We start from the raw sequence: 23,892 nt of genomic DNA on the forward strand, positions 1-23,892 counted from the left end.
ACTCTATCGAGCGAAAGCTTCCTTCCACGAGACGGTCTTGCCGATGCGGAGAATGGAGCGCTGGTAGATCTTCGCTGCGCCCATGGCCAGGATCGCGGTGGTGACGATCATCAGGACTGCCGAGCCGACGATCTGCACCGGTGAAGTCACCCCGGCCGCGATGCGCAGCGGCATCATGATCGCGGAGAACGGTGGAATCCAGCTCAGCGTGTTGGCGAGGGTGCTTTCGGGATCGCTGACGGAATAGAAGGCCGCGAAGAACATGGCCATGATCAGGATCAGGAGCGGCATGGTCGTCGAGTTGACGTCCTCCTGTCGCGACACCATCGACCCGCCCGCCGCGTAGAGCACCGCGAAGAACGCGAAGCCCAAGATGAACCAGGCCAGCGTTGCCGCGAAGACGCTCACTGCGGCCCCGGTGACAGTGAGAACGCCCGTGCCCAATCCTGCACCGACTCCTGCAATTCCGTAAAGGGCGAGTTGCAGAATGCCGACCGCGCCGATGCCGAGAATCTTGCCCCAGAGCAACTGCAGCGGGCGAACGGTGGAGAGCAGCAGTTCGACGACACGCGAGGACTTCTCCTCGACGACGCCCATCGCGACGTACATGCCGAAGCCGATGATCTGGGCATACAGCAGGAACACTGCAGACAGGGCCAGCGCGGTTCGCTGACCGGATTCTGGATCCGGCGGATCGATTGCGTCGACGGTGACCGTCGCGGCGCCCGTCCTTGCCGCCAGTTCACTCTGGTCGACACCCTGTTGCGCCAGTGCGGTATTCGTTGCCTGTGTCGTCACACTGCCCTCGACGACGGCACGCAACGTCCCGGTCAGATCGGATTCGGTGACGGCGGTGTATGCGCCTGCGGTTCCGTCCGGAACCAGCGCCACGTCGAGATCCCCGGATTCGACGCCACTACGCGCGGCCGCCGCGTCGGCGATCTCACGAACTTCGACGGGAGACCCGACTGCATCGCCGGTTGCTTCCACTATTGCCGCGATGGATTGATCGCCCGCAATCCCGACCACGTCGCGGTCCTCGTCACCGCTGCCGGAGAAGATCGAGTAGGCGATGATGCCGCCGACGATGACGGCGAGAATGATGACGTTGCTGATGACGAAGCTCTTCTTCATCACCTGAACGGTGAACTCGCGCTTGGCGATCAGCGAGACCGCGCTGAAGGAATTCAGTTGTGAGCTCATGCCACTACCGCCTCTCGGAACAGGTCGCTCAGGGAAGGTTTCTGGATGGAGAATTCGTGTACCGGTCCGGTCGCGAGCGCGGCTCGCAGAACCGATTGATCGTCGGCTCCCGGTGCCAACCCCAGTACGGTGATGCCGTCGCTCTGGCCGAGCACGCTCACTCCGTCGATGCCCGACGCCCATCCGGGGGCAGCGTTCGGTGCGTGGACGTGCAGATGCGAATCTCCCGATCCGCGCAGTTCGTCGACGGTGCCGACGGCCTTCATGGAGCCGGCGGCGATGATGCCGACGCGGTCGCACAGGCGTTGCACCAGATCGAGTTGGTGGCTCGAGAACACCACCGGTACTCCGGAAGCCGCCTTCTCGCGGAGAACCTCGCTCATGACGTCCACGGCGATGGGGTCGAGGCCGGAGAACGGCTCGTCCAACACGAGAACCGCGGGATCGTGCACCAGTGCTGCTGCCAACTGCACGCGCTGCTGGTTACCCAGGCTGAGTGCGTCGACTGTGTCGTTCACTCGCTCGTCGATGCCGAGACGTTCGGTCCAGCGAATCACCGCGGCCTTGGCATCCTTCGACGACAGGCCGTGCAGCTCGGCCATGTATGCCAGCTGCGGTCCGACTTTCATCTTGGGATACAGCCCGCGTTCCTCGGGCATGTAGCCGATGGTGCGGCGCACATCGAGGTCGACGGGTTTGCCGCCCAACAGAACCTGGCCGGAATCAGCGGAGAGAACACCGAGCGCAATGCGCATCGTGGTGGTCTTGCCCGCGCCGTTGCTGCCGACGAAGCCGAACAACTCGCCCGGCCTTACGTCGAAGCTCAGGTTGTCGAGGGCGATCTTGTCGCCGTATCTCTTGGAGATGGAGTCGATCGTGAGGGTGCTCATGGTGCCCTTTCGGTCGTTACTGCTGGTCGAAATTTTCGGTGTCTTCGGGTTCGGGGTCCGGAGTGATCCAGGCGAGAATGATTGCTGGGGAACACCCGCCGGCCAGTAGGGCAGCGAGCGTCCACAGTGCTCCGGCGTAAGCCAAGTTTTCGTTGTCGTACGTTCCTGACAGCACGATCAGAGCAAGAAGTGCCGCCATCACCAAAGCCTGGGTGACGGTAAGACCGATGGAACGTGCTTCGTTGCGCTGCTGCACTTCCCATTCGTCGAGTGCACCCACCGGTGCATCGCTGTGGCGACGGGACACTGTTTGCAGCATCGTCCACGTGACGAGAAACATCACGGTGGCCGGGATCCATGCGATCGGTGCCCACCTCGAGAACAGGGACCACACGGCAACCACCATCAGGGTGAGCAAGGACGCCATCAGCGAGACGGCGAGTATGCGTCGACGTTTCTGCGTGCGCCAGTTCGGAAGCCAGTGACGGGACGTCGCGTCGTTTTCGTGAAATCGTCTGGTGCGATAGGCCTGATAACGGGTGAGGATGTCCGGTTGTGTGGTCATGATCTCAGCTGTCCTCGGGATCGGCGTCGGGAGTGGTCCACGCGAGAATCATTGCGGGAGTTGTGTTGCCGGCAAGGAGCGCGATAAGGATCAATGCGCCACCGGAAACTCCCAGGTTGGTCGATACGAATACCGATCCGATGAACAAGTACCCCGCTGCTGCGGTACCCAGCCATTGAGTGACTCTCAGCCCGGTGGATCGGGCCTCGCTCCGACGCTGGATCTCGAATTCGTCCAGCGCTTCGTCCGGCGCTTCGGCACGACGGTCGGAGACGACCCCGAGTGCTATGGCAGCAAAGGCGAAGGCGATGTAGCACAGTGCCCACACCGCAATTGCCCAGTCGATCAAGGGTTCCACGAAGGCGAACACCGTGGCAACGACGAGCGCTACCGCCATCGCGACGACGAACGCTCGACGCCGTTTCAGTGGGCGCAGCGCCGGAAGCCTACGCGCCAATTCGCTGTCGTTCTCCAGGAAGAACTCCGTTCGAGCTTGCCGATAGCGGGTGAAGATGTTGGAACGGGGCGTGTTCATCGATCCTTCTCCCTTCGGAAGAGTTCGGCCGAGAGTGGTCCGAGTTCTTCTCGTGAGAACACTGCTTCGATCGGCAGATCGAAGACGTCGCAGATGCGCATCGCGAGGTCGAGGCTCGGGTAGTGGTCGCCTCGTTCCAGGGCGCCCACTGTCTGGGGGTTGACTTCGACGAGTTCGGCCAGTTGCGCGCGGCTCATCTTTCGTTCTGCCCGCAGAACACCCACCCGGTTGAAGATCGGGAGCGCGGTACCGCGCTTGACGGGGCTCATGACAATGAATTGTTGTATAAACCCAACGATCTGTCAACGGGTGATAACAGATTTGTCCAACATTCTTACGGAGCCTGCTGATCCCGGGCGGCCGCGACGACAGCGCGCATGGTCGTCAGAAACTCGTCGATCGTTGCCCTCTGTTCGGGCGTGAAGCGGCTGAGCTCGTCGACAGCTGAGGCGATGACCGGACCGAAGAACGTTGTCCCGAGTTCCGACGCACGGGCGGTAACGCACAGCAGTACTCGCCGGCGATCGGATGGGTCCGGTTCGCGTAGTACCAAGCCGCGCTTGCTCATTCGATCGATCAAGGCCGTGACGGACGCCGATTCGAGGCCCAGCTTCGCGCCGAGCCAGCCGGGTGTTGCAGAGATCGATGCCCTGTCAGCGTCGAGCAGGCAGATCAGTGCCCGGATATCCGTCGGGTGAAGCGCATGCCGCTGCGCGAACTCTGCGCCCAGGAGATCGAGGTCGACGGTCAGCGCGCGTAGCTGATGGACGGCGGAGGCGGGCTCGGTCATGTGCTGATCCCTCGGGAGATGCTGGACGAGAAGTCCCTCTATTGTCTACTATCTCGATCATCGAGAGAATAGAGGAACCGGTGACACTAGACGGATTCTTCGCCGCCTACGACCGCGTGCTGCGGAAATGGCCCGCCGATACCCAGGCCATCGACGTGAACACGGTGCACGGCACCACGCGAATCAACGCCTGCGGACCGGTCGACGGTCCAGCGCTGGTGCTGCTGCCGGGAGCCGGTGCAACCTCCACGGTGTGGTTCGCCAACGTCGGCGCGCTCGCCCAGCACTACCGGATATTCGCAATCGATTTGATGGGCGACGTCGGACGCAGTGTGCCGGGGGAGCAGGCCATCGAGTCCGTGGACGAGCTGCTGAACTGGGTGTCGGCGGTGCTGGATGAGCTGGGGCTGCCGACCGCGGCATTGTGCGGCCATTCCTACGGCGCGATGATCGCGTTGGCGTACGCCCTGCGCCACGAAGATCGAGTCGACGCGCTGACGCTGCTCGATCCCAATTCCTGCTTCGGCTCCATGAGTCCGCGGTATCTGCTGCATGCCCTGCCGATACTGCTGTCTCGCAACGAGCAACGGCAGCGTGAGTTCGTGCGCTGGGAAACCGACGGCGCGCAGCTGGATCCGGATTGGCTCGACGTACTTGCTCTCGGTGCCGCGCATGCCCCGACCACAAAGACCATCGTCCCGAGGCGGCCGAAAGCTCCTGCGTTCGACAACTTCGGTGTGCCCACCACCGTGGTTCTGGCAGGGAAGGGGAAGGTGCACAACGCCGCCCGCATCGAAGCAGCAATCCGAACAGACCTGCCTGCAGCGCGAACAGTGATACTCGGCGGTGCTACGCATCACACGCTACCGATGGTTCCCGCCGCCGAGGTGAACGACATTCTGCTGAGTTGACGCGAATCGGGTGCAATTGGCCGCGGTCAGCGCGGTGCGCTGCACCCGATTCAGGGCGACTTACTTCTCGCTCAATTGCCCGCCCGCCATCGTCCACTGCCGAGTGCTGCGGACCGTGTCGAGCATTCTGCGATCGTGCGTCACCAGGAGCAGTGTTCCTTCGAAGTTCTCCATCGCACGTTCGAGTTGTTCGATGGCGGGCAAATCGAGGTGGTTGGTCGGCTCGTCCAAGACAAGCAAGTTCACTCCGCGGGCCTGCAACAAGGCGAGTGCGGCACGGGTTCGCTCACCGGGAGAGAGTGACGAGGCCGGTCGGAGCGCATCGTCGCCGCGCAGGCCGAACTTGGCCAACAGGGTGCGCACCTCGGCGTCGGGCCACTCGGGAACCGCTGCGCTCAGTGCGTCGGACACGGTGCCGTCACCGACGAAATGTGCTCGTGCCTGGTCGATTTCGCCGATCGCCACACCTGAACCCAGCGAGGCTGTGCCCTCGTCCGAGGCCAGGCGGCCCAGCAGTACCGAGAGCAGTGTGGTCTTGCCGGAGCCGTTGGGGCCGGTGATCAGGATGCGATCGCCCCACTCGATCTGCGTCGTCACCGGACCGAAGGTGAACCCTGGCCTGCGTACGACGGCTCCGCCCAGTACCGCGACGACGGTTCCGCTACGAGGTGCCGCCGCGATCTCCATGCGCAGCTCCCATTCCTTGCGGGGCTCTTCGACCACCTCGAGCCGCTCGATGCGACGTTGTGTCTGGCGGGCTTTCGCGGCTTGTTTCTCGGTGGACTCGGCGCGGGTCTTGCGGGCTATCTTGTCGTTGTCGGTGGCCTTTCGGCGCGCATTGCGGACGCCCGATTCCATCCAGTTTCGTTGCATTTGCGCGCGAGACTCCAACGCGGACTTTGTATCTGCGAACTCGTCGTACTTCTCCCTGGCATGCTGGCGCGCTATCTCTCGTTCCGCCAGGTAGGACTGGTAGCTGCCGTCGTAGACGTCGATGCGGCGCTGCGCGCGATCGAGCTCGACGACGCCCGTCACTGTCCGCGCCAGAAACTCTCGATCGTGACTGACGACGACGATCGCCGCCCGTGTCGCGACGACGAACTGCTCGAGTTGCTCGAGGCCTGCCAGATCGAGATCGTTGGTGGGCTCGTCGAGCAGAAGAATGTCGTACCGCGCCAGCAGAATCGCGGCCAGACCGGCGCGGGCAGCCTGCCCACCCGACAGATCCGTCATCAGTGCAGATCCGTCGACGTCCAGTCCGAGATCCGCGAGCACTTTCGCGGTGCGCTCCGCCAGGTCCGCACCGCCGAGGGCCAGCCACTTCTCGAGCGCCGGGGTGTACAGGTCCTCATCACTCGACCCCAACGCCTCGGCGGCTGCGTTCATCGTGGATTCGGCGTCGGTGACCCCGGTGCGCCTGCCGAGAAAGTCCAACACTGTCTCGCCCAGAATTCGCTCGGGCTCCTGCGCCAGATAGCCCACGGTCGCATCCGGCGGACTGGTGTAGATCTCACCCTCGTGATCGGCTGTGCCCACTCCCGCGAGCAGGGTCAACAGCGTCGACTTGCCCGCCCCGTTCGCACCGACCAAGCCGATGACGTCGCCCTCGGTCACCGTCAGCTCGAGGCCGGAGAACAGGGTGCGATCGCCGTGGAATGCGGCGAGATCATCGATGCGGAGCGTGGCAGTCACCGGACCAGTATCCCCGGGGCCGGGAACAGATCCACAGTGCCGTCCGTTGGCATTTGTATGACGTATTCAGCCGAGACCAGTACTGTCCCGACCATCGTGCTCAACGACGGCACGTCCATTCCCCAGCTCGGCTTCGGTGTGTGGCAGGTTCCCGACGACGGTGCCCAGGCCGCAGTGACCGAGGCGCTGAAGGTCGGTTACCGCAGCATCGACACCGCCAAGGTGTACGAGAACGAGGCCGGCACCGGTAAAGCGATCGCGGAGTCCGGCATCGCCCGTGACGAACTCTTCATCACCACCAAGTTGTGGAACGACGATCAGGGCTACGACTCCACCCTGCAGGCCTTCGACGCCAGCATGGATCGCCTCGGGCTCGAGTACCTCGACCTCTACCTGATTCACTGGCAGCAGCTCGATCGCGACAAGTACATCGATACGTTCAAGGCGTTCCAGAAGCTGAAGGCGGACGGCCGTATCGGCTCGATCGGCGTCTCCAACTTCACCATCCCCACCCTCGAGAAGCTGATCGACGCGGTCGGCGAGACGCCGTCGGTCAACCAGATCGAGCTGCATCCGCGGCTGATTCAGGAGGAACTGCGCGCGTTCCACACCTCGAAGGGCATTGCCACCGAGGCCTGGAGCCCGCTCGGCTCGGGCACCATTCTGGACGAGCCGGTGTTCGCGAAGATCGGTGATGCACACGGAGTCACTCCGGCCCAGGTCATCCTGCGCTGGCACATCCAGCTCGGCAATGTCGTGATCCCCAAGTCGGTCACCCCTGAGCGGATTGCCAGCAACTTCGACGTGTTCGGCTTCGAGCTGAGCAACGACGAACTTCAGCAGATCAGTGCGCTGGATTCCGCCGACGGCCGCACCGGCCCGGACCCGGACAAGTTCAGCAGCTGATGATGGGGGCCTAGTCTGTATTCATGTCGGAACCGCTCGACGGCAAGACCGTTGCCCTCACCGCCGAGCGGCGTGCGGACGAAATGGCCACCATGCTCGAACGCCGCGGCGCGAACATCGTTCACGCCGCGGCGATTCACGTTCTACCCCTGATCGACGACTCCGAGTTGAAGTCTGCCACCGCAGGCATCGTCGAACGCCCACCGCAGATCGTCGTCATCAGCACCAGCATCGGTTTCCGGGGCTGGCTCGACGCCGCCGCCGACTGGGGTGTGCGCGATGACCTTCTTTCCGCTTTGGGGCAGACGCGCATCATTGCGCGAGGCCCGAAGGCGCGCGGAGCAATTCGCGGTGTCGGGTTGCGTGAGGAGTGGTCGCCGGCCACCGAAGCGTCGCAGGAAGTTTCCGATCATCTTGCTGCCGAGGGTGTTTCGGGCGTCGACATCGCGGTTCAGCTGCACGGCGTCATCACCGAGTGGGAACCGACGATCCACCTGAGCGATGCTCTGAGCGCTTTCGGTGCGCAGGTCCGACCCATCCCGGTGTATCGCTGGATCCGGCCCGTCGATCAGGCCCCACTCGTGGACCTGCTGGCGCAGATCATCGAGCACCGCGTGGACGCGGTGACGTTCACCAGTGCCCCGGCCGTCGCATCCTTGCTGTCCACCGCCAAGGACAACGGCATGCTCGACGCGTTTCTGGACGCGCTCCGCGGCCCCGTCGCCGCGATCTGCGTGGGGCCGGTGACGTCCGCCCCGTTGGATGCTCTGGATGTCCCGACCTCGATGCCGAGCCGGGCGCGATTGGGCGCGCTGGCGAAGTTCGTGACCGAGCAGCTCGGTTAATCCAGAGTCTCGAGCAGCTCCGTCACTGCGGCTCGTCCGGCGCGGTTCGCCCCGATCGTGCTCGCGGACGGCCCGTAGCCGAGCAGGTGCACGCGATGGTTCGCTGCCACTCGAGTGGCGAGTCTGCCGTCCATGACGATTCCTCCGCCTCGCCCCCGCAGGCGCAGCGGGGCGAGGTGGTCGAGTGCGCTGCGAAATCCGGTGGCCCACAGGATCACGTCCGCGTGTTGGCTCGATCCGTCGTCCCAGACCACGGAATCGGCGGTGATCGAGGAGAACATCGGCTTGCGCTCGAGCGCGCCGCGCTCGCGGGCGGCCGCCAACGACGGCGTCAGCAACAACCCGGTCACCGACACCACCGAGCCCGGTGGCAGGCCCGCCCGAACCCGCTCCTCGACCATGGCCACGGCGGTGCGTCCGGCATTCTGGTCGAACTCGCCGTCTCGGAACACCGGTGGTCGACGCGTGACCCACGTCGTGGTCGTCACCTGGGAGATCTCGTCGAGTAGTTGGACGGCCGAGATTCCGCCGCCCACCACCACGACGTGCTTGCCGGCGAACTCGTCGGCCGTCCGGTAATCCTTCGTGTGCAGTTGCCGGCCGGTGAACGTCTCGGCTCCGGGGTAGTGCGGAACGAACGGCTTCTCCCAGGTTCCCGTCGCGTTGATCAATCCCTCCGCCATGACGACCGTCTCGCCGGCCTCCACCCGAAAGAGAGGTTCGCGGTCGCACACGACGGTCACCGTCACCGGGCGTCGGACATGCAGGTCGAATCGCTCTTCGTACTCACGGTAATAGCGGGGAACCGCGTCAGCGGCCGCAATGGTGTCGGCCGGTTCCTCGCCCAGTGTGTCGGCGAACGGCATTCCGGGCAGGTCGTGGACTCCGTTGACGGTGCTCAGCGTCAGCGAAGGCCAACGGAACTGCCAGGCACCGCCGGGGCCGGGTGCGCTGTCCAGCATCACGAAGCCCGCGCCTGCGTGCAGGCCCGCTCGATGGAGGTGGTAGCCGGCCGAGAGGCCTGCCTGCCCTGCGCCGATGACGGCAACTCGAGTGTCGGTCACGGCTATCAGTACATCAGTCACCCAGTAGGTAAAACCGCTACCGGTCGGTAACCTCTGCTCTCGTGATCGGACTCTCTCGTGACGGCGATGTCGTCACCCTCGAATTGCAGCGCCCGGAACGACGCAACGCGCTGAACACCGAACTGTGTCTCGCGGTGCGCCACGGCGTGGAACAGGCCGAGCGTGACGGCGCGCGAGTGCTCGTCATCACCGGGCAGGGCACCACCTTCTGTGCGGGCGCGGACCTGACCGGTGACGCGTTCCCGGAATCGTTCGGGCAGATCCTCGAGGAGATGTTGAGTGCCGTCGAGTCGGTGTCCATTCCGGTGGTCGCGGCGATCAACGGCCCGGCCGTGGGGGCGGGCACTCAGTTGGCGATTGCCTGCGATCTGCGTGTGGTTGCGCCGGGTGCCTTTTTCGAGATCCCATCCACGCGCCTCGGGTTGGCGGTGAGCAACTGGACCATCAAGCGTCTGGCCTCGCTCGCGGGCGGAGGTGTTGCGCGCACCATTCTGCTGGGCGGGGAGCGAGTGTATGCCGAGCAAGCCTTCACCTGCGGCTTGGCGAACAAGCTCGGCGACGTCGATGCCGCGATGACGTGGGCGCAGTCGATCACCGAACTCGCTCCGCTGGCGCTGCGTCACCTCAAGCTCGTGTTCAACGATGATGGGACACATCATGATCCGACGCCCCAGCAGCAGGCCGCGTTCGACGCCGCGTGGAGCAGCGAGGACATGAAGGAGGCGCGCCGCGCCCGATCCGAGAAGCGCGCACCGAAGTTCGTGGGCAGGTGATCAACGGCGCGCCCGATGCGGGCGATACCGCGTGGCTTTTGGCCAGTACCGCACTGGTCCTGCTGATGACACCGGGCCTGGCCTTCTTCTACGGCGGCATGGTGCGCTCGAAGAGTGTGCTCAACATGATGATGATGAGCCTGTCGGCCATCGCCGTCGTGTGGCTGGCGTGGTTGGCGTTCGGATTCTCGATGGTGTTCGGCGACAACGTGATCGGCGGCTGGATCGGAAACCCGTTGCAGTATGCCGGTTTCGAGGGCTTGCTGGGCGGGGTGTACACCTCGGCCGGGGGAGCGGTGTCGATTCCGTTGGTGGGAACCGTTCCGGCGCTGGTGTTCGCGGCGTTCCAGGCGGGATTCGCCATGGTGACGGTGGCGTTGATCTCCGGCGCTGTCGCAGACCGGATGCGGTTCGTTCCGTGGGTCGTGTTCGCAGCGTTGTGGTCCACCCTGGTGTATTTCCCGGTGGCGCACTGGGTGTTCTCGCTCGACGGGCTCACCAGTGAATTCGGTGGATGGTTGACCAACAGGCTCGGTGCGGTCGACTTCGCCGGCGGCACGGCCGTGGAGATCAACGCCGGAGTCGCCGGGCTGGTGCTCGCGCTCGTGGTGGGTAAGCGTCGGGGTTGGCCACGGGATCCCATGCGCCCGCACAACCTACCGGCCGTCATGCTCGGTGCCGGGTTGCTGTGGTTCGGCTGGTTCGGCTTCAACGCGGGATCGTCGTTGGCCGCGGACGGCGTCGCCGCGGTGGCCCTGGTGAACACGATGGGTGCCGGAGCGATGTCCATGGCGGCGTGGCTCGTCGTCGAGAAGCTGCGGGACGGTCATGCCACATCGTTCGGCGCGGCCTCGGGTGTCGTGGCCGGTCTGGTGGCCATCACACCGTCGTGCACGGCGGTCACTCCGATCGGTGCCGCAGCGATCGGCATCGCGTCGGGTGCGTTGTGCGCTCTGGCCATCGGGCTCAAATACCGCTTCGGTTACGACGATTCGCTCGACGTCGTCGGCGTGCACCTCGTCGGTGGCATCGTCGGCACGCTGATGATCGGGCTCGTCGCCAGCGCGCAGATGCCGGCCGGGGTGGACGGTCTGTTCTACGGCGGCGGGCTGCATCAGCTGTGGGTGCAGGCGATAGCGGTCGTGGCGGTGTTCGTCTACTGCGCCGTCGTCACCACCGTTATCGCGTTCGCGATCAGGGCGGTGATGGGCGTGCGCGCCGATGCCCAGCACGAAGCCGACGGCCTCGACGAGCACGAGCATGCCGAGTCCGCATACGACTTCGGGGTGGGCCACGGCGGCAGCAACAAGCCGGGCCTTTTCGGTAAGTAGCGGCAACGCATACGTCCTCTTTACGAACCGATCGGTCGCTGAAAGTCGTTCTGTCCCTTTCGGGTTGATCCGATCGATCGTTGTTCGATTCGACCCCGTTCGTTCATCTTGGGTTCGCCTCGACCGCGTGTTTCCCCCATAGTTTTTCGCTGCTCGGCATCGAGTGATGGACACGACGAAAGACTGAGGAACATGAAGCTGACTCGATTCGCGGCAACGTCCGCATTGGTCATTGCAGCGATGACGACCGCCATGGGCACCGCCTACGCCGATCCGGCACCGGCTCCCACCGCTGCCGTCGGGTGGAACGTCACCCAGGCCGGCAACCAGGTCCTCGTCGATACGACGGCCGGCACCCTGAGCAACGAGGACAACCACCTCGTGGTGCGTGACACCAACGGTGCAGTGGTCGAATCCGTGCCGCTCGCCATTGCCGCCGACGGATTCTCGCACCCCGTCGCTGCCGTGATCGACGGTAACCACGCCACCCTGACCGCCGATGTGTCGCCTGCCGCGGCCACCCCGGCCTCCACCTCTATCCCCGGCCTGCAGCAGGTCGACCTGCCTGCCGCTGTCGCAGGCGTCAAGGACAACCTCAGCCTCACGGCCTCTGTCGGTGGATTCCTCGGTGCCGCAACCGGAATCGTCGGCGGATGCATCCTCGGAATCATCACCGGAGTCGTCGTGACCGCACCGGTTGCCACGCTTCTCGGAATGGGCCCGATCGGTGGTTGCGTCATCGGTGCCATCGCTCTCGGTTCCATCGGATCGCTCGCCGGTACCGCCGGCGGTGGCCTCGGCGCCGTCGCAGCCAACGCCGGACAGTTCATCCAGCTCCTCAACGCTCCCCCCGCCGTCAAGAAGTAATTCCCGCGCAGTAGAACTGTGGCCCACACCGGATGTCCGGTGTGGGCCACAGTCGTCTTCGGGTCTAACGCGCCAGCGCGAGATCGGACACGTGCGCGCGTCTGGCTGCCGTCACGAGTTCGACGATGTCGTTCGCCACCTCGTGTGCTCGTTCGAGAATCACCATGTGTCCGGCCTGCGCGACGCGTACCAACCGTGCGCCCGGGAGGTGCGAGGCCAGGGTTTCCGAGTGGCGCATCGGCGTCATCAGATCGTCCGAGCCGCACAGCACCAACGTGGGAATCGTCGCCAGCGCTGCCAGGCCGGCGATCTCGTCGAGACCACGGAATGCCCCGAGAAACCCCGCCAGCGTGACGATGGACGTCTCGCCCAGCATGGCCGTCGCCAGCGTGACCACTCGTGGGCTGACGGTTCGGGATCCGCAGCCTGCTGTCCTGACGATCGGTGCGCAGACGCCTCGACTGAGCTTCTTGGCACCGGACATCAGCCGGGGGGCGCGTCGAACAGCCGCTTGGAACACCGCCACGGCCGGATGGGCGAGGCAGCTGCCGAGCCCGTCGTCGGTGATCCCGCCTGCGGACGTTGCGATCAATCCGACCCCGACCAGACGCGATCCGATGGCATCCGGGTATTGACGAGCGTAGGAGAGCGCAGTCATTCCACCCATGGAGTGTCCGATCACAACGAACGGCCCCACCGGCACGACAGCGCGGATCACATCGGCCAGGTCCTCGCCGAGTTGATCGATTGTGCAGTTCTCGGGGACGGCCGCACTCGATTCCCCGTGACCGCGGTGGTCGTACATGACGATTCGGACGTCGTCTCCCCAGGTGCGCTCCACTTCTCGTCGCACATCGGTCCACGACTGCATGCGCAGGCAGTGGCCGTGCACGAACACCACGGTCAGCGGCGCATCCGAGCATCCGAATTCCCGAACAGCCAGGGCGGTGCCATCAGCGGCAGCGACGGTGCTGCGGCGACCGACCTGATGGATCTGCTCGCTGGTGTTCATGTGCGCTCCGCGGGGGTGAGGGTCACGTGCTGCGACGGGTTCGTTGTCCGGTACTTCGCTCCGCAGACACACCGTGTTACCTGAGTCACATTTTTTTCAGATGTGGTACCCACTGCGACCAAGCCGAACGGGAATCTGCGCCGAAGCACTCATGAGCGTTCAGGAGAGGACGCGCGTTGCCAGTGAGGAGATCGGCCATGGGCGTGGACAGGCTCGAAGAGGTAGTACCGCACGCTGTCGCGGGAGACCGATCAGCACTCGAGCAGGTGCTCGTGTTGATCCAGCCTCCGGTACGCAGATACTGCGCCGCGCGGATCGGCAATCTCGATGTCGCCGCCGACGATGTGGTGCAGGACGTCTGCCTCGCGTTGGTCACCGCGATTCCCAAGTACCGCGATATGGGCAAGCCCTTCATGGCGTTCGTGTACGGAATCGCTTCCCACAAGCTGGCCGACGCCGGACGCAAATCGGTACTGCGACAGACATTCTCCATCGACGAAATGCCCGAGGAACAGTCTCAGGACGCAGGCCCCGAGCAGCTCGCCCTCGGCGGCGAACTGCGCAGTCATGCACAGGCGCTGATGGACACCCTGCCGACGAAGTACCGCAAGATAATCCTCATGCGCGTCGTGTGGGGCCTGACTGCACCGCAGACTGGCGAAGCATTGGGAATGACGGCAGGTGCGGTACGGGTGGCCCAGCATCGCGCGATGAACATGCTTCGCGCGGAACTGTCCAACTTCTCCCTGCTGGAAGCCGGCGCAGCCGCCTGACTCTTCTGCCTCGAGGTGCCCCTCCGTGTGATCGACTGTCACAATGACCGGTACAGGGGGACCCGAGCCGCAGTTCGTTCCGAGCGAGCCGCACCGACCGAACCGCCAGCAGTGGGTGTTGGCTGCCATCGTGCTGGCCCTCGCCGTGGCGGTGATCGTCCGCACGCTGCTGCAGAAGACCGGTCATGAGCAGACCGCCGCCTTCTACGTCGGCATTCCTACCGTGCTGGCCATCGTCGTGGTGCTGTCGGCACCGTGGGGAAGCGTCATCGGCACGACGGTCAAGGTGGTGACGGTATGTCTTTTGCTGTCGATGATCGTGCTGGGTGAGGGCTTCATCTGTGTCATCTTCGCGGCACCGATCTTCTACGGTGTGGCCATCATCGTGGCGGGTCTGATCTCCTACTTCAAGCGACAGGGCGGCAGCACACTCCAGATCTCGGTTCTGCCCGTGCTCGTACTCGTCATGGCGACCGAGGGTGTGCTGCCGATGACGACCTTCCCTACGGACTCGACGGTCTCGGCAACCCGGGTGTTCGACGCCTCCTCCGACGAGGTGGGTTCGGCCGTCGGGTCGCCGCTGAGATTCCACGAGGTCGCGCCGTCGGGCATTCTGTCCTGGGGGTTTCCGGAACCGCAGCACGACGACGTGCAGGGCTCGCAGGTCGGCGATCGACGCATCGTCGAGTTCGCCGGGGCGCACCATCGGCCCGCGATGATGTCCACCCACCACTGGGGTGAGCAGTCGTCCGCGTTGACGCTCGAGGTGACCGAGCGGAGCGCAACATCGGTTCGGATGCGCGTGGTCTCGGACACGACCCCGCTCGCGACGTGGTTGACCTGGAAGACGATCGACATCGGCTGGTCCGAGCAGGGCGATGGCCGCACCGCGGTGACGTGGACGCTGAACTTCGACCGCGAATTGGCGCCCGCCTGGTATTTCGGCCCCATCGAGCGCGTCGTGGCCGAGCGGGCAGCGGGCTATCTCCTGGATTCGCTCGACCTCGAGGGGTGAGCGCTTCGATGCAGACCGGCCTCGATATCGCGGCACTGCGGTCGGCGGTGGTGCTGGTACCGCTGATCTCGGTGGCGGCGCTGTGGACAGCGGGTCTGTGGGGTGTCGGAGCGGATGTGAAAGGGCGGGGTGCCGCGGTATTGGCCCTGCTGTGGTGCGCCGTGAGTCTGCTGCCCGTCAACGCGCTTGCGGTTCACCTGGGGTGGTGGACTTTCGGGACCGACGGTCTCGAATGGTTCGAGGTGCCGATCGATGTGATGTTCGGTTGGGCGTTGCTGTGGGGAGCGGTACCGATCCTGTTGTCGCGGTGGGTGAATCAGCTGCTCGTCGTCGCCGTTCTGGTCACTGCCGACGTTCTGGTGATGGGCAGTCTCGAGCCCCTGGTGGTCCTGGCACCGGCGTGGTGGTGGGGCGAAGCGGTTGCCGTTCTCGTATGTCTCGTCCCGGCAACGGCATTGGGCATCCTGACGGCGACTCGGCGCGCATTGCGGGTCCGGGTAGTGCTGCAGATGGCGCTGTTCGCATCGTTGCTGGTCTTCGTGATTCCCTCTATCGCGTTCGAGGCGACCGGGAAATCGTGGGCAGGTGTACTCGCCGGGATGGGAGGTCTGCTGGATTCGGTGACCATCCAGGTGATCGCTGTGCTGGGCATCGTCGCCCTGCGCGCCGTTTGGGATTTCGCGATCATCGGCCACGGAACGCCGTTTCCCTGGGATCCGCCCACTCGTCTCGTCACGTCGGGACCCTATGCGTTCGTGCGCAATCCGATGCAGCTGTGTGCGGTGTTGATTCTCGTTGCGTGCGCAGTTCTGTTCGGTGCGCCGGCGCTGATTCTCGCTGCGGTGGCCGGGGCCGCATTCAGTAGCGGCATCGCGGCGTGGAACGAGACGAGTCATCTGACGGCCCGGTTCGGACCGGCCTGGACCGAACACCGATCGCAGGTTCGCAACTGGTTGCCCCGATGGCACGCGCGGCCGGACCGCGCGTCGGGCACGCTGTACGCGTCGGTCACGTGCGATCCGTGTAGTGCGGTCGGTCCGTGGTTCGCCCGTCGTTCGTCGGCGGGGCTGGTGATCGCGGCCGCCGAGGACCATCCGGACGCGCTGCGGCGGGTTCGCTACGAGAGCGCCGACGGATGCGTCGTCGCCGACGGCACTCGGGCCATCGGATGTGCACTCGAGCATCTGACCCTCGGCTGGGCGGTGCTGGGTTGGCTGATGCGAGCACCGATACTGGCGAGTGTGATCGCTCTGGTGACCGACGCGTGTGGGGGCGCTCCGCGATCGATTCCGAGGCGCGTGTCCGAAACGCCGGATTGAGTAACAGTAGCTACACACACGCAAGACACTGCGGCAACGTTGCGGTTCTACGTTACTGAGCCATGACCGCCGTACAGCCTGCGCCGACAGACACCGCGCTGAAAGAGACGCTCGAGGACTACACGCTGCGCTTCGCGCCGCGTAGCTACCGTAAATGGGGAACCGGTGTCGTCGCGACGTCCGCGCTCGGCGGGATCGCCTATCTCGCGGACTTCGCCATCGGTGCCAACATCGGAATCTCCTACGGAACCGGCAATGCACTCTGGGGCATCCTGGTTTTTGCCGTGGTGATCTTCCTGACCGGGCTTCCGCTCGCCTACTATGCCGCCCGCTACAACATCGATCTCGACTTGATCACGCGGGGAAGCGGATTCGGGTACTACGGGTCCGTCGTCACCAACGTCATCTTCGCGACGTTCACGTTCATCTTCTTCGCGCTCGAAGGTTCGATCATGGCGCAGGGACTCGAACTGGGGCTGAGCATCCCGTTGCCCATCGGGTACGCGGTCTCGACGATCATGGTGATCCCGCTGGTCATCTACGGCATGAAAGCTCTTGCCAAACTTCAGGTCTGGACCACTCCGCTGTGGCTCGTCCTGATGGTGTTGCCGTTCGTCTACCTGGTGATCAGCAATCCCGATTCGGTGGGGGAGTTCTTCGCCTTCGGTGGGCAGGACGGAGCCGACGGCAAGGGCGTCAACGTCGGGTCGGTCATGCTCGCCGCCGGTGTGTGTCTCTCGCTCATCGCGCAGATCGCCGAGCAGATCGACTACCTGCGCTTCATGCCACCCAAAACTCCGGAGAACTCTCGGAGATGGTGGACGGCAGTACTTCTCGCCGGTCCGGGCTGGGTCATCTTCGGTGCGCTCAAGCAGGTCGTCGGTCTCTTTCTCGCCGTGTACCTGATCGCCAACGTCGTCGACGGATCCACCATCGCCAACGAGCCGGTGCATCAGTTCCTGGAGATCTACGAGAACTTCATGCCGGGTTGGCTCGCGATGACGCTCGCGGTCATCCTGGTCGTCATCAGCCAGATCAAGATCAACGTGACCAACGCGTATTCCGGGTCGCTGGCGTGGACCAACTCCTACACCCGCATCACCAAGACCTACCCGGGTCGCATGGTGTTCGTGCTGTTCAATCTCGCGATCGCGCTGATTCTGATGGAAGCCAACATGTTCGACTTCCTCAACAGCATCCTCGGGTTCTACGCCAACTGCGGTATCGCGTGGATCGCGGTGGTGGCCTCGGACATCGTCTTCAACAAGTACATCCTGAGGCTCTCGCCCAAGGTGCCCGAGTTCCGACGCGGCATGCTCTACAACATCAACCCGGTCGGCTTCGGATCGATGGCGGTGTCGGCCGTCCTGTCGATCCTCGTGTTCTTCGGGGCCTTCGGATCTGCGATCAAACCGTATTCGCCCATCGTGGCTCTCGTTCTCGCACTGGTGCTTCCGCCCATCTTGGCGGTGGCGACCAAGGGCAAGTACTACCTGCGCCGCACCGACGACGGGATCGATCTGCCGATGTTCGACGAGCACGGCAACCCGTCGGACGAGCTCGTGATGTGCCACGTGAGCGGCATGGAATTCGAGCGACCCGACATGATCGCGTCCAACGTGCCCGGGCCCGACGGTGAGAAGCAGTACATCAGTTCGCTGTCGCTGAGTACCGACAAGACGGGGGAGCACATCCTGCCGGAACAGTGACCCAGCAGTGGAGCCTGCGGAACGACCCGCAGGCTCCACGCTCACATGCGGCGCAGCCGCTCAGATGGTGCGCGTCAACCGATCGGCGAGCAGCTTGGAGAACTTCGCCGGGTCCTTGAGCTCGGTGCCCTCGGCCATGAGTGCCGTCGCATAGAGCAATTCGGCGGTTTCGGCGAGGTGCGGATCGTCGCTGCGATCCTCGCGAGCCTTCTTCAGTCCCGTCACCAGGTCGTGGTTCGGGTTGAGTTCGAGGATGCGCTTGGAGGTCGGTACGAACTGTCCCGACGCCTTGTACATCTTCTCGAGCTGCGGGGAGAAGCTGAACTCGTCACCGACGACGCAGGCCGGTGACGTCGTCAGGCGCGTCGACAGACGTACCTCCTTGACGTCCTCGCCGAGGGTGTCGGTCAGCCAGGTGAGCAGGTCCGCGAACTCCTTGTCCTGCTCCTCGCGCTTGGCCTCGGACTCCTTCTTCTCCTCTTCGGTGTCGAGGTCCACCTCGCCCTTGGCGATGGACTGGAACGACTTTCCGTCGAAGTCGGTGACGTTGCCGACCCACACTTCGTCGACCGAGTCGGTGAGCAGCAGCACCTCGAGACCGCGAGCCGTGAAGGCCTCCATGTGCGGCGAGCTCTCGATCTGCTGACGGGATTCACCGGTCATGTAGTAGATCTGCTGCTGGCCGTCCTTCATCCGGTCCACGTACTCGGCCAGAGTGGTCAGACCCTCTTCGGAGTTGGTGGACGCGAACGACGAGATGCCCAACAGGGTTTCGCGGTTGTCGGAGTCGGAGATCAGGCCTTCCTTGAGGACCGTGCCGAACTGCGACCACAGCGTCTTGTACTTGTCGGGCTGCTCGCTCTGCAGCTCCTTGACGGTCGAGAGCACCTTCTTGGTCAGGCGTCGACGGATCGCGCGGATCTGCCGGTCCTGCTGCAGGATTTCGCGAGAGACGTTGAGCGAGAGGTCCGCTGCGTCCACGACACCCTTGACGAAGCGCAGGTACTCGGGCAGCAGTTCCTGCGAGTCGTCCATGATGAAGACGCGCTTGACGTACAGATGTACGCCGGCCTTGCTCTCGCGCATGAACAGGTCGAACGGTGCCTGCGACGGAATGAACAGCAGCGCTTGGTATTCGAACGTGCCCTCGGCCTTGAACGGGATGACCTCGAGCGGTTCGTCCCAGGCGTGGCTGACGTGCTTGTAGAACTCCTTGTACTCGTCCTCGGACACCTCGTCCTTGGAGCGGGTCCACAGTGCCTTCTGCGAGTTGATCGTCTCGGTCTCGATCGTGACGGTGTCCTCGCCGCCCTCTTCTTCGCTCTTGACGCGCTTCTCCACGTCGATGCGAATGGGCCACGCGATGAAGTCCGAGTACTTCTTGACCAGTTCCTTGATCTTGCGCTCGGACGCGTAGTCGTGGAGGTGGTCTTCCTCGTCGGCGGGCTTGAGTGCCAACGTCACCGAGGATCCCTGGGGGGCGTCGTCGACGTCGGTGATCTCGTAGGTGCCCTCGCCGGTGGACTCCCACTTGGTTGCCGTGCTCTCCCCGGCCTTGCGGGTGAGCAGCGTGACCTTCTCGGCCACCATGAACGTGGAGTAGAAGCCGATGCCGAACTGGCCGATCAGTTCCTCGGACGCGGCCGCATCCTTGGCTTCCTTGAGCTTCTTGCGTACTTCGGCGGTACCCGACTTGGCGAGGGTGCCGATGAGGTCGATCACCTCGGAGCGGGACATGCCGATGCCGTTGTCGCGGATCGTCAGCGTGCGGGCACCGGAGTCGATGTCGATCTCGATGTGCAGATCCGAGACGTCGACGTCCAGATCCTTGTTGCGGTACGACTCCAGGCGCAGCTTGTCCAGCGCGTCCGAGGAGTTCGAGATCAGTTCACGGAGAAAGCTGTCCTTGTTGGAGTAGATGGAGTGCACCATCAGATCCAGGAGCTGGCGCGTCTCCGCCTGGAATTCGAGCTGTTCGGTACTCAATGTCTCCCCTTCTAGCAGCAAAACCGACGCGAATATTCTACGGCAAGGTTACGGGTGAGCTGCGCAGACGTCGGAGCCGCCTACTGTGGTGGCCGTGACGAAGACCAAGTGGGTTACAGGAGTGTCCGCAGCTGTGGGTGGGGCATGGTTGGCGCGCGCTCTGTGGGGACTCCCGTCGGCAATCGGTGCGCGACGGGTACAGATCTCGCCGTATGCGGCCGGCTCCCCGCGGTATCGCGATCGCCGATTCCACAACTCCGATCCCAGTTCCAGCTTCGTGCCGGGCCGAGGCGAGAAGGGGCAGAAGAACATTCTCGTCTCGCTGTTCACCGAGCGGGGCAAGGGCAGACCGCAACGCGCCATTCCGTTGGCCCCTCCGATTGCCCCCGTGGATGCGGGTGAGCTGGCGGTCACCTGGTACGGACATTCGAGTGTGCTCGTCGAGGTCGACGGCTACCGCATTCTCGCGGATCCGGTGTGGAGCAACCGCGTCTCGCCGTCCACCGTGGTCGGCCCTGCGCGCATGCACCCGACTCCCGTTGCTCTGACCGATCTTCCGCAGGTCGACGCCATCGTGATCTCTCACGATCACTACGACCATCTCGACAAGACCACGGTGCAGAAGCTGGCGAGCACGCAGTCGGCACCGTTCGTGGTGCCGCTCGGCATCGGCGCGCACCTGCGCAAATGGCGAGTGCCCGACGAACGCATCATCGAACTGGACTGGGACGAGCAGACGAACATCGGCGGCCTCACCGTCACGTGCACCGAAGCTCGGCACTTCTCCGGGCGAGGGTTGACCCGAGACTCGACGCAGTGGGCGTCCTGGGCCTTCGCCGGTCCGGTTCGACGGGTCTTCTTCGGCGGCGATACCGGCTACACCCCGAAGTTCGCCGAGATCGGCAGCAAGTACGGACCGTTCGATCTGACGCTTCTGCCCGTCGGTGCCTACGACGTGCGGTGGCCCGATATCCACATGAATCCGGAGGAAGCGGTCACGGCCCACGTGGATCTGACGCCGTCGGGCATCTTCGTGCCGATTCACTGGGCCACGTTCAACCTGGCGTTCCACCCGTGGTCCGAGCCGATCGTGCGGCTGCACGCTGCCGCGCAGGACGTCGGAGTGCAGGTGGCGGTGCCGATGCCGGGGCAACGAATAGACGGCACGCGAACGCTGCACGACGATCGCTGGTGGGCTCGGCTGGGCTGAGCAGATCCCAACTAGGCAGGAGTGGAGCCTGCAGAAACGACCCAACTAGGCTGCACGCATGTCTATCGACGCCGATGCGCAGCGTGACACCGGGCTGACCGAGGCGGAAGTTGCCAGGCTCAGGGCCGAGGGAAAGTCGAACGACGTTCCGGCCCGTGCCTCTCGATCGGTGCGCGACATCGTTCGCGGCAACGTGTTCACTCGCATCAACGCGATTCTGGGTGTGCTGTTGATCATCGTGCTCTCGACCGGCTCGGTGATCGACGGCATGTTCGGGTTGTTGATCGTCGCGAACAGTGGCATCGGCATCATCCAGGAGATCCGCGCGAAGCGCACGCTGGATCGGCTGGCCATCGTCGGCCAGAACAAGCCCCAGGTGCGACGCGACGGTGTCTCGAAGGAAGTTCCGCCCGACGAGGTGGTGCTCGGTGACATCGTGGAACTGGGCCCCGGCGATCAGATCGTCGTCGACGGTGAGGTGATCGAGACCGCGAGCCTCGAGATCGACGAGTCGTTGCTCACCGGTGAAGCCGACACCGTGCACAAACTCGAAGCAGCGCAGGTGCTTTCGGGCAGTTTCGTGGTCTCGGGCAGCGGGGCATATCGAGCCACGAAAGTGGGTCGCGATGCTTATGCGGCCAAGCTCGCCGAGGAGGCCAGCAAGTTCACCCTGGTCAAGTCCGAGCTGCGCAGCGGTATCGACAAGATCTTGAAGTTCATCACCTATCTGATGATCCCGGCCGGTGCGCTGATCATCTACAACCAATTGTTCTCCAGCGGGCAGGCTTTGAGGCCGGCTCTGAACGGCATGGTGGCCGCCCTCGTTCCCATGGTCCCCGAGGGCCTGGTGCTGATGACGTCGATCGCGTTCGCGGTGGGCGTCATCAGGCTCGGGCAACGGCAATGCCTGGTGCAGGAGCTGCCCGCCATCGAAGGGCTGGCCCGCGTCGACGTGGTGTGTGCCGACAAGACCGGCACCCTCACCGAGAACGGGATGCGGCTGTCCGAGTTGGTACTGATCGACGAGCGTGACTCCGATTCCGTCACAGCAACTCTCGCATCGCTGGCGCACGACGACCCGCGTCCCAATGCCAGTGTGCAGGCGGTGGGCGAGGCGTATCCCGACGCACCGGGGTGGACGCAGAGCGCGGTGGCACCGTTCTCCTCGGCCAAGAAGTGGAGCGGTGTGTCCTACGGCGAACACGGAAACTGGCTCCTCGGTGCCCCCGACGTCTTGCTCGATCCAGGCTCGGACACGGCTCGACGCGCGGAATCCGCTGGGGCGAAGGGCCTGCGGGTCTTGCTGCTCGCCAGCAGTGACCTCGCCGTGGACGACGCGGATGCGCCGGGAGTCGTCACTCCGCGCGCTCTGGTGATTCTCGAGCAGAAGGTGCGCGAGGACGCGCGAGAGACGTTGGAGTACTTCGCGAGTCAGCAGGTGCAGGTCAAGGTCATCTCCGGAGACAACGCCGTGTCGGTCGGCGCGGTCGCGGGTTCACTCGGACTGCCGGGCGGCGACGCCCCGATCGACGCTCGTGAGTTGCCCGAGGATTCCGAGCAACTGGCCGACACCCTGCAGAGCTCGACGACGTTCGGGCGGGTGCGGCCCGATCAGAAGCGAGCGATGGTGGGCGCGTTGCAATCTCGCGGCCACGCCGTCGCGATGACCGGTGACGGCGTCAACGACGTGCTGGCTCTCAAGGACGCCGATATCGGCGTGTCGATGGGGTCGGGAAGCGCGGCAACGCGTGCCGTCGCGCAGATCGTGCTGTTGGACAACAAGTTCGCCACACTGCCCTACGTCGTGGGGGAGGGGCGACGCGTCATCGGCAACATCGAGCGCGTGTCCAACCTGTTCCTGACCAAGACCGTCTATTCGGTGCTGCTGGCGTTTCTCATCGGAATATCCGGTGTCCTGTCCCAGGTCTTCCATTTCGAGCCGATTCCGTATCCGTTCCTGCCGCGGCACGTGACGATCGCCGCCTGGTTCACCATCGGCATTCCGGCCTTCGTCCTCTCGCTCGCGCCCAACAACGAGCGAGCGCGCAGTGGGTTCGTCTCGCGGGTGATGCGGTTGGCCGTCCCGTCCGGGCTGATCGTCGGCTCGTGCACGTTCGTCTCCTACCTGCTGGTCTACGCGGGTCCGAACGCCACCGAGACCCAGGTGACGCAGGCCAGCACCACGGCATTGATCACGCTGATCATGATCGCGCTGTGGGTGTTGGCCGTCGTGGCCAGGCCCTACAACTGGTGGAAGATCCTGCTGCTCGCCGGATCGGTCGGCGGGTACCTGTTGCTGTTCGCAATTCCGTTCTGCCGCACGTTCTTCAAGCTCGATCCCTCCAACGTCGGTGCCACCACGAGCGCGTTGATCATCGGCGGCATCGGTATCGCGCTCGTCGAGGTTGCCCACCGCTTCGGATCGGTACTGCGCAACCGGCAGTACAAAACGTAAGCTGCCAGGTGTTCGGTTGT

General features: G+C 64.3%; 22 protein-coding genes. 12 read left to right on the plus strand and 10 right to left on the minus strand.

Features of this window, described 5'->3' with window-relative positions; all coding sequences use genetic code 11:
- Nucleotides 1-3: 3 nt before the first annotated feature.
- The 6 genes from ACFI9K_RS15880 to ACFI9K_RS15905 form a co-directional block, all read right to left on the minus strand.
- Complete coding sequence (locus ACFI9K_RS15880; protein WP_462664387.1) at nt 4-1,203, minus strand: ABC transporter permease; 1,200 nt, start codon at nt 1,201-1,203, stop codon at nt 4-6.
- Nucleotides 1,200-2,093 carry an ABC transporter ATP-binding protein gene (locus ACFI9K_RS15885; protein ID WP_462664388.1) on the minus strand — a complete coding sequence of 298 codons (894 nt, stop codon included), beginning with the start codon at nt 2,091-2,093 and terminating at the stop codon, nt 1,200-1,202. The genes ACFI9K_RS15880 and ACFI9K_RS15885 overlap by 4 nt, the downstream gene beginning before the upstream one ends.
- A 16-nt stretch (nt 2,094-2,109) precedes the next feature.
- Nucleotides 2,110-2,658, minus strand: a complete 549-nt coding sequence (locus tag ACFI9K_RS15890) for a hypothetical protein (protein WP_462664389.1) — start codon at nt 2,656-2,658, stop codon at nt 2,110-2,112.
- 4 nt (nt 2,659-2,662) lie between these two features.
- Nucleotides 2,663-3,193: a hypothetical protein gene (locus tag ACFI9K_RS15895; RefSeq protein ID WP_462664390.1), complete on the minus strand. Its 531-nt coding sequence runs from the start codon at nt 3,191-3,193 to the stop codon at nt 2,663-2,665.
- Nucleotides 3,190-3,462 carry a helix-turn-helix transcriptional regulator gene (locus ACFI9K_RS15900; RefSeq protein WP_032385724.1) on the minus strand — a complete coding sequence of 91 codons (273 nt, stop codon included), beginning with the start codon at nt 3,460-3,462 and terminating at the stop codon, nt 3,190-3,192. The genes ACFI9K_RS15895 and ACFI9K_RS15900 overlap by 4 nt, the downstream gene beginning before the upstream one ends.
- Nucleotides 3,463-3,527: 65 nt before the next feature.
- On the minus strand, nt 3,528-3,983 hold the full coding sequence (locus ACFI9K_RS15905; protein ID WP_462664391.1) for a MarR family winged helix-turn-helix transcriptional regulator: 456 nt from the start codon (nt 3,981-3,983) through the stop codon (nt 3,528-3,530).
- A gap of 80 nt (nt 3,984-4,063) precedes the next feature.
- Between ACFI9K_RS15905 and ACFI9K_RS15910 the strand changes: the two genes are divergently transcribed.
- Nucleotides 4,064-4,894 carry an alpha/beta fold hydrolase gene (locus ACFI9K_RS15910; protein WP_462664392.1) on the plus strand — a complete coding sequence of 277 codons (831 nt, stop codon included), beginning with the start codon at nt 4,064-4,066 and terminating at the stop codon, nt 4,892-4,894.
- Nucleotides 4,895-4,954: 60 nt separating this feature from the next.
- Here ACFI9K_RS15910 and ACFI9K_RS15915 read toward each other — a convergent pair whose 3' ends face one another.
- On the minus strand, nt 4,955-6,586 hold the full coding sequence (locus tag ACFI9K_RS15915) for an ABC-F family ATP-binding cassette domain-containing protein (RefSeq protein ID WP_462664393.1): 1,632 nt from the start codon (nt 6,584-6,586) through the stop codon (nt 4,955-4,957).
- A gap of 57 nt (nt 6,587-6,643) precedes the next feature.
- Here ACFI9K_RS15915 and ACFI9K_RS15920 point away from each other — a divergent pair, with 57 nt between their 5' ends.
- Together ACFI9K_RS15920 and ACFI9K_RS15925 are read left to right on the plus strand one after the other, a co-directional pair.
- Nucleotides 6,644-7,492 carry an aldo/keto reductase gene (locus ACFI9K_RS15920; protein WP_397521668.1) on the plus strand — a complete coding sequence of 283 codons (849 nt, stop codon included), beginning with the start codon at nt 6,644-6,646 and terminating at the stop codon, nt 7,490-7,492.
- A gap of 23 nt (nt 7,493-7,515) precedes the next feature.
- A complete protein-coding gene (locus ACFI9K_RS15925) occupies nt 7,516-8,337 on the plus strand; it encodes a uroporphyrinogen-III synthase (RefSeq protein WP_462664394.1) in 822 nt (273 codons plus the stop codon).
- Here ACFI9K_RS15925 and ACFI9K_RS15930 read toward each other — a convergent pair.
- Nucleotides 8,334-9,401: an NAD(P)-binding domain-containing protein gene (locus tag ACFI9K_RS15930; RefSeq protein ID WP_462664395.1), complete on the minus strand. Its 1,068-nt coding sequence runs from the start codon at nt 9,399-9,401 to the stop codon at nt 8,334-8,336. The genes ACFI9K_RS15925 and ACFI9K_RS15930 overlap by 4 nt on opposite strands.
- A 62-nt stretch (nt 9,402-9,463) precedes the next feature.
- Between ACFI9K_RS15930 and ACFI9K_RS15935 the strand changes: the two genes are divergently transcribed.
- From ACFI9K_RS15935 to ACFI9K_RS15945, 3 genes are all read left to right on the plus strand, one after another.
- Nucleotides 9,464-10,195, plus strand: coding sequence for an enoyl-CoA hydratase (locus ACFI9K_RS15935; RefSeq protein ID WP_462664396.1), 732 nt, complete (start codon nt 9,464-9,466; stop codon nt 10,193-10,195).
- On the plus strand, nt 10,192-11,526 hold the full coding sequence (locus ACFI9K_RS15940) for an ammonium transporter (RefSeq protein ID WP_462664397.1): 1,335 nt from the start codon (nt 10,192-10,194) through the stop codon (nt 11,524-11,526). Before ACFI9K_RS15935 ends, ACFI9K_RS15940 begins: the two co-directional genes overlap by 4 nt.
- 192 nt (nt 11,527-11,718) lie before the next feature.
- Nucleotides 11,719-12,393 (plus strand): hypothetical protein, encoded by a 675-nt coding sequence (locus ACFI9K_RS15945; RefSeq protein WP_462664398.1) that lies wholly within the window; start codon nt 11,719-11,721, stop codon nt 12,391-12,393.
- 64 nt (nt 12,394-12,457) lie between these two features.
- Here ACFI9K_RS15945 and ACFI9K_RS15950 read toward each other — a convergent pair whose 3' ends face one another.
- Nucleotides 12,458-13,405, minus strand: a complete 948-nt coding sequence (locus ACFI9K_RS15950; protein WP_462664399.1) for an alpha/beta fold hydrolase — start codon at nt 13,403-13,405, stop codon at nt 12,458-12,460.
- A gap of 197 nt (nt 13,406-13,602) precedes the next feature.
- On the opposite strand from ACFI9K_RS15950, the gene shbA reads away from it, so the two are divergent.
- The 4 genes from shbA (at nt 13,603) to ACFI9K_RS15970 (ending at nt 18,221) form a co-directional block, all read left to right on the plus strand.
- Nucleotides 13,603-14,178 (plus strand): RNA polymerase sigma factor ShbA, encoded by a 576-nt coding sequence (shbA, locus tag ACFI9K_RS15955; RefSeq protein WP_462664400.1) that lies wholly within the window; start codon nt 13,603-13,605, stop codon nt 14,176-14,178.
- Nucleotides 14,179-14,221: 43 nt separating this feature from the next.
- A complete protein-coding gene (locus ACFI9K_RS15960; RefSeq protein WP_462664401.1) occupies nt 14,222-15,193 on the plus strand; it encodes a hypothetical protein in 972 nt (323 codons plus the stop codon).
- Nucleotides 15,190-16,512, plus strand: a complete 1,323-nt coding sequence (locus ACFI9K_RS15965) for a methyltransferase family protein (RefSeq protein ID WP_462664402.1) — start codon at nt 15,190-15,192, stop codon at nt 16,510-16,512. The genes ACFI9K_RS15960 and ACFI9K_RS15965 overlap by 4 nt, the downstream gene beginning before the upstream one ends.
- 62 nt (nt 16,513-16,574) lie before the next feature.
- Nucleotides 16,575-18,221, plus strand: a complete 1,647-nt coding sequence (locus tag ACFI9K_RS15970; RefSeq protein WP_462664403.1) for a purine-cytosine permease family protein — start codon at nt 16,575-16,577, stop codon at nt 18,219-18,221.
- Nucleotides 18,222-18,281: 60 nt separating this feature from the next.
- Here ACFI9K_RS15970 and htpG read toward each other — a convergent pair whose 3' ends face one another.
- Nucleotides 18,282-20,207 (minus strand): molecular chaperone HtpG, encoded by a 1,926-nt coding sequence (gene htpG / locus ACFI9K_RS15975; RefSeq protein ID WP_462664404.1) that lies wholly within the window; start codon nt 20,205-20,207, stop codon nt 18,282-18,284.
- Nucleotides 20,208-20,301: 94 nt separating this feature from the next.
- Here htpG and ACFI9K_RS15980 point away from each other — a divergent pair, with 94 nt between their 5' ends.
- Both ACFI9K_RS15980 and ACFI9K_RS15985 read left to right on the plus strand, forming a co-directional pair.
- On the plus strand, nt 20,302-21,417 hold the full coding sequence (locus ACFI9K_RS15980) for an MBL fold metallo-hydrolase (RefSeq protein ID WP_462664405.1): 1,116 nt from the start codon (nt 20,302-20,304) through the stop codon (nt 21,415-21,417).
- A gap of 58 nt (nt 21,418-21,475) precedes the next feature.
- The gene (locus tag ACFI9K_RS15985) at nt 21,476-23,872 is read left to right on the plus strand and encodes an HAD-IC family P-type ATPase (RefSeq protein WP_462664406.1); all 2,397 of its coding nucleotides are present in this window, start codon (nt 21,476-21,478) and stop codon (nt 23,870-23,872) included.
- Nucleotides 23,873-23,892 lie beyond the last annotated feature (20 nt).

The organism is Rhodococcus sp. PSi06 (assembly GCF_054960675.1).

Bases quoted from the DNA above. Each gene is read 5' to 3' on its own strand.
- ACFI9K_RS15880 (WP_462664387.1), bottom strand. From the start codon at position 1,203: ATGAGCTCACAACTGAATTCCTTCAGCGCGGTCTCGCTGATCGCCAAG.
- ACFI9K_RS15885 (WP_462664388.1), bottom strand. From the start codon at position 2,093: ATGAGCACCCTCACGATCGACTCCATCTCCAAGAGATACGGCGACAAG.
- ACFI9K_RS15890 (WP_462664389.1), bottom strand. From the start codon at position 2,658: ATGACCACACAACCGGACATCCTCACCCGTTATCAGGCCTATCGCACC.
- ACFI9K_RS15895 (WP_462664390.1), bottom strand. From the start codon at position 3,193: ATGAACACGCCCCGTTCCAACATCTTCACCCGCTATCGGCAAGCTCGA.
- ACFI9K_RS15900 (WP_032385724.1), bottom strand. From the start codon at position 3,462: ATGAGCCCCGTCAAGCGCGGTACCGCGCTCCCGATCTTCAACCGGGTG.
- ACFI9K_RS15905 (WP_462664391.1), bottom strand. From the start codon at position 3,983: ATGACCGAGCCCGCCTCCGCCGTCCATCAGCTACGCGCGCTGACCGTC.
- ACFI9K_RS15920 (WP_397521668.1), top strand. From the start codon at position 6,644: ATGACGTATTCAGCCGAGACCAGTACTGTCCCGACCATCGTGCTCAAC.
- ACFI9K_RS15925 (WP_462664394.1), top strand. From the start codon at position 7,516: ATGTCGGAACCGCTCGACGGCAAGACCGTTGCCCTCACCGCCGAGCGG.
- ACFI9K_RS15945 (WP_462664398.1), top strand. From the start codon at position 11,719: ATGAAGCTGACTCGATTCGCGGCAACGTCCGCATTGGTCATTGCAGCG.
- ACFI9K_RS15950 (WP_462664399.1), bottom strand. From the start codon at position 13,405: ATGAACACCAGCGAGCAGATCCATCAGGTCGGTCGCCGCAGCACCGTC.
- shbA (WP_462664400.1), top strand. From the start codon at position 13,603: ATGGGCGTGGACAGGCTCGAAGAGGTAGTACCGCACGCTGTCGCGGGA.
- ACFI9K_RS15960 (WP_462664401.1), top strand. From the start codon at position 14,222: ATGACCGGTACAGGGGGACCCGAGCCGCAGTTCGTTCCGAGCGAGCCG.
- ACFI9K_RS15970 (WP_462664403.1), top strand. From the start codon at position 16,575: ATGACCGCCGTACAGCCTGCGCCGACAGACACCGCGCTGAAAGAGACG.
- ACFI9K_RS15985 (WP_462664406.1), top strand. From the start codon at position 21,476: ATGTCTATCGACGCCGATGCGCAGCGTGACACCGGGCTGACCGAGGCG.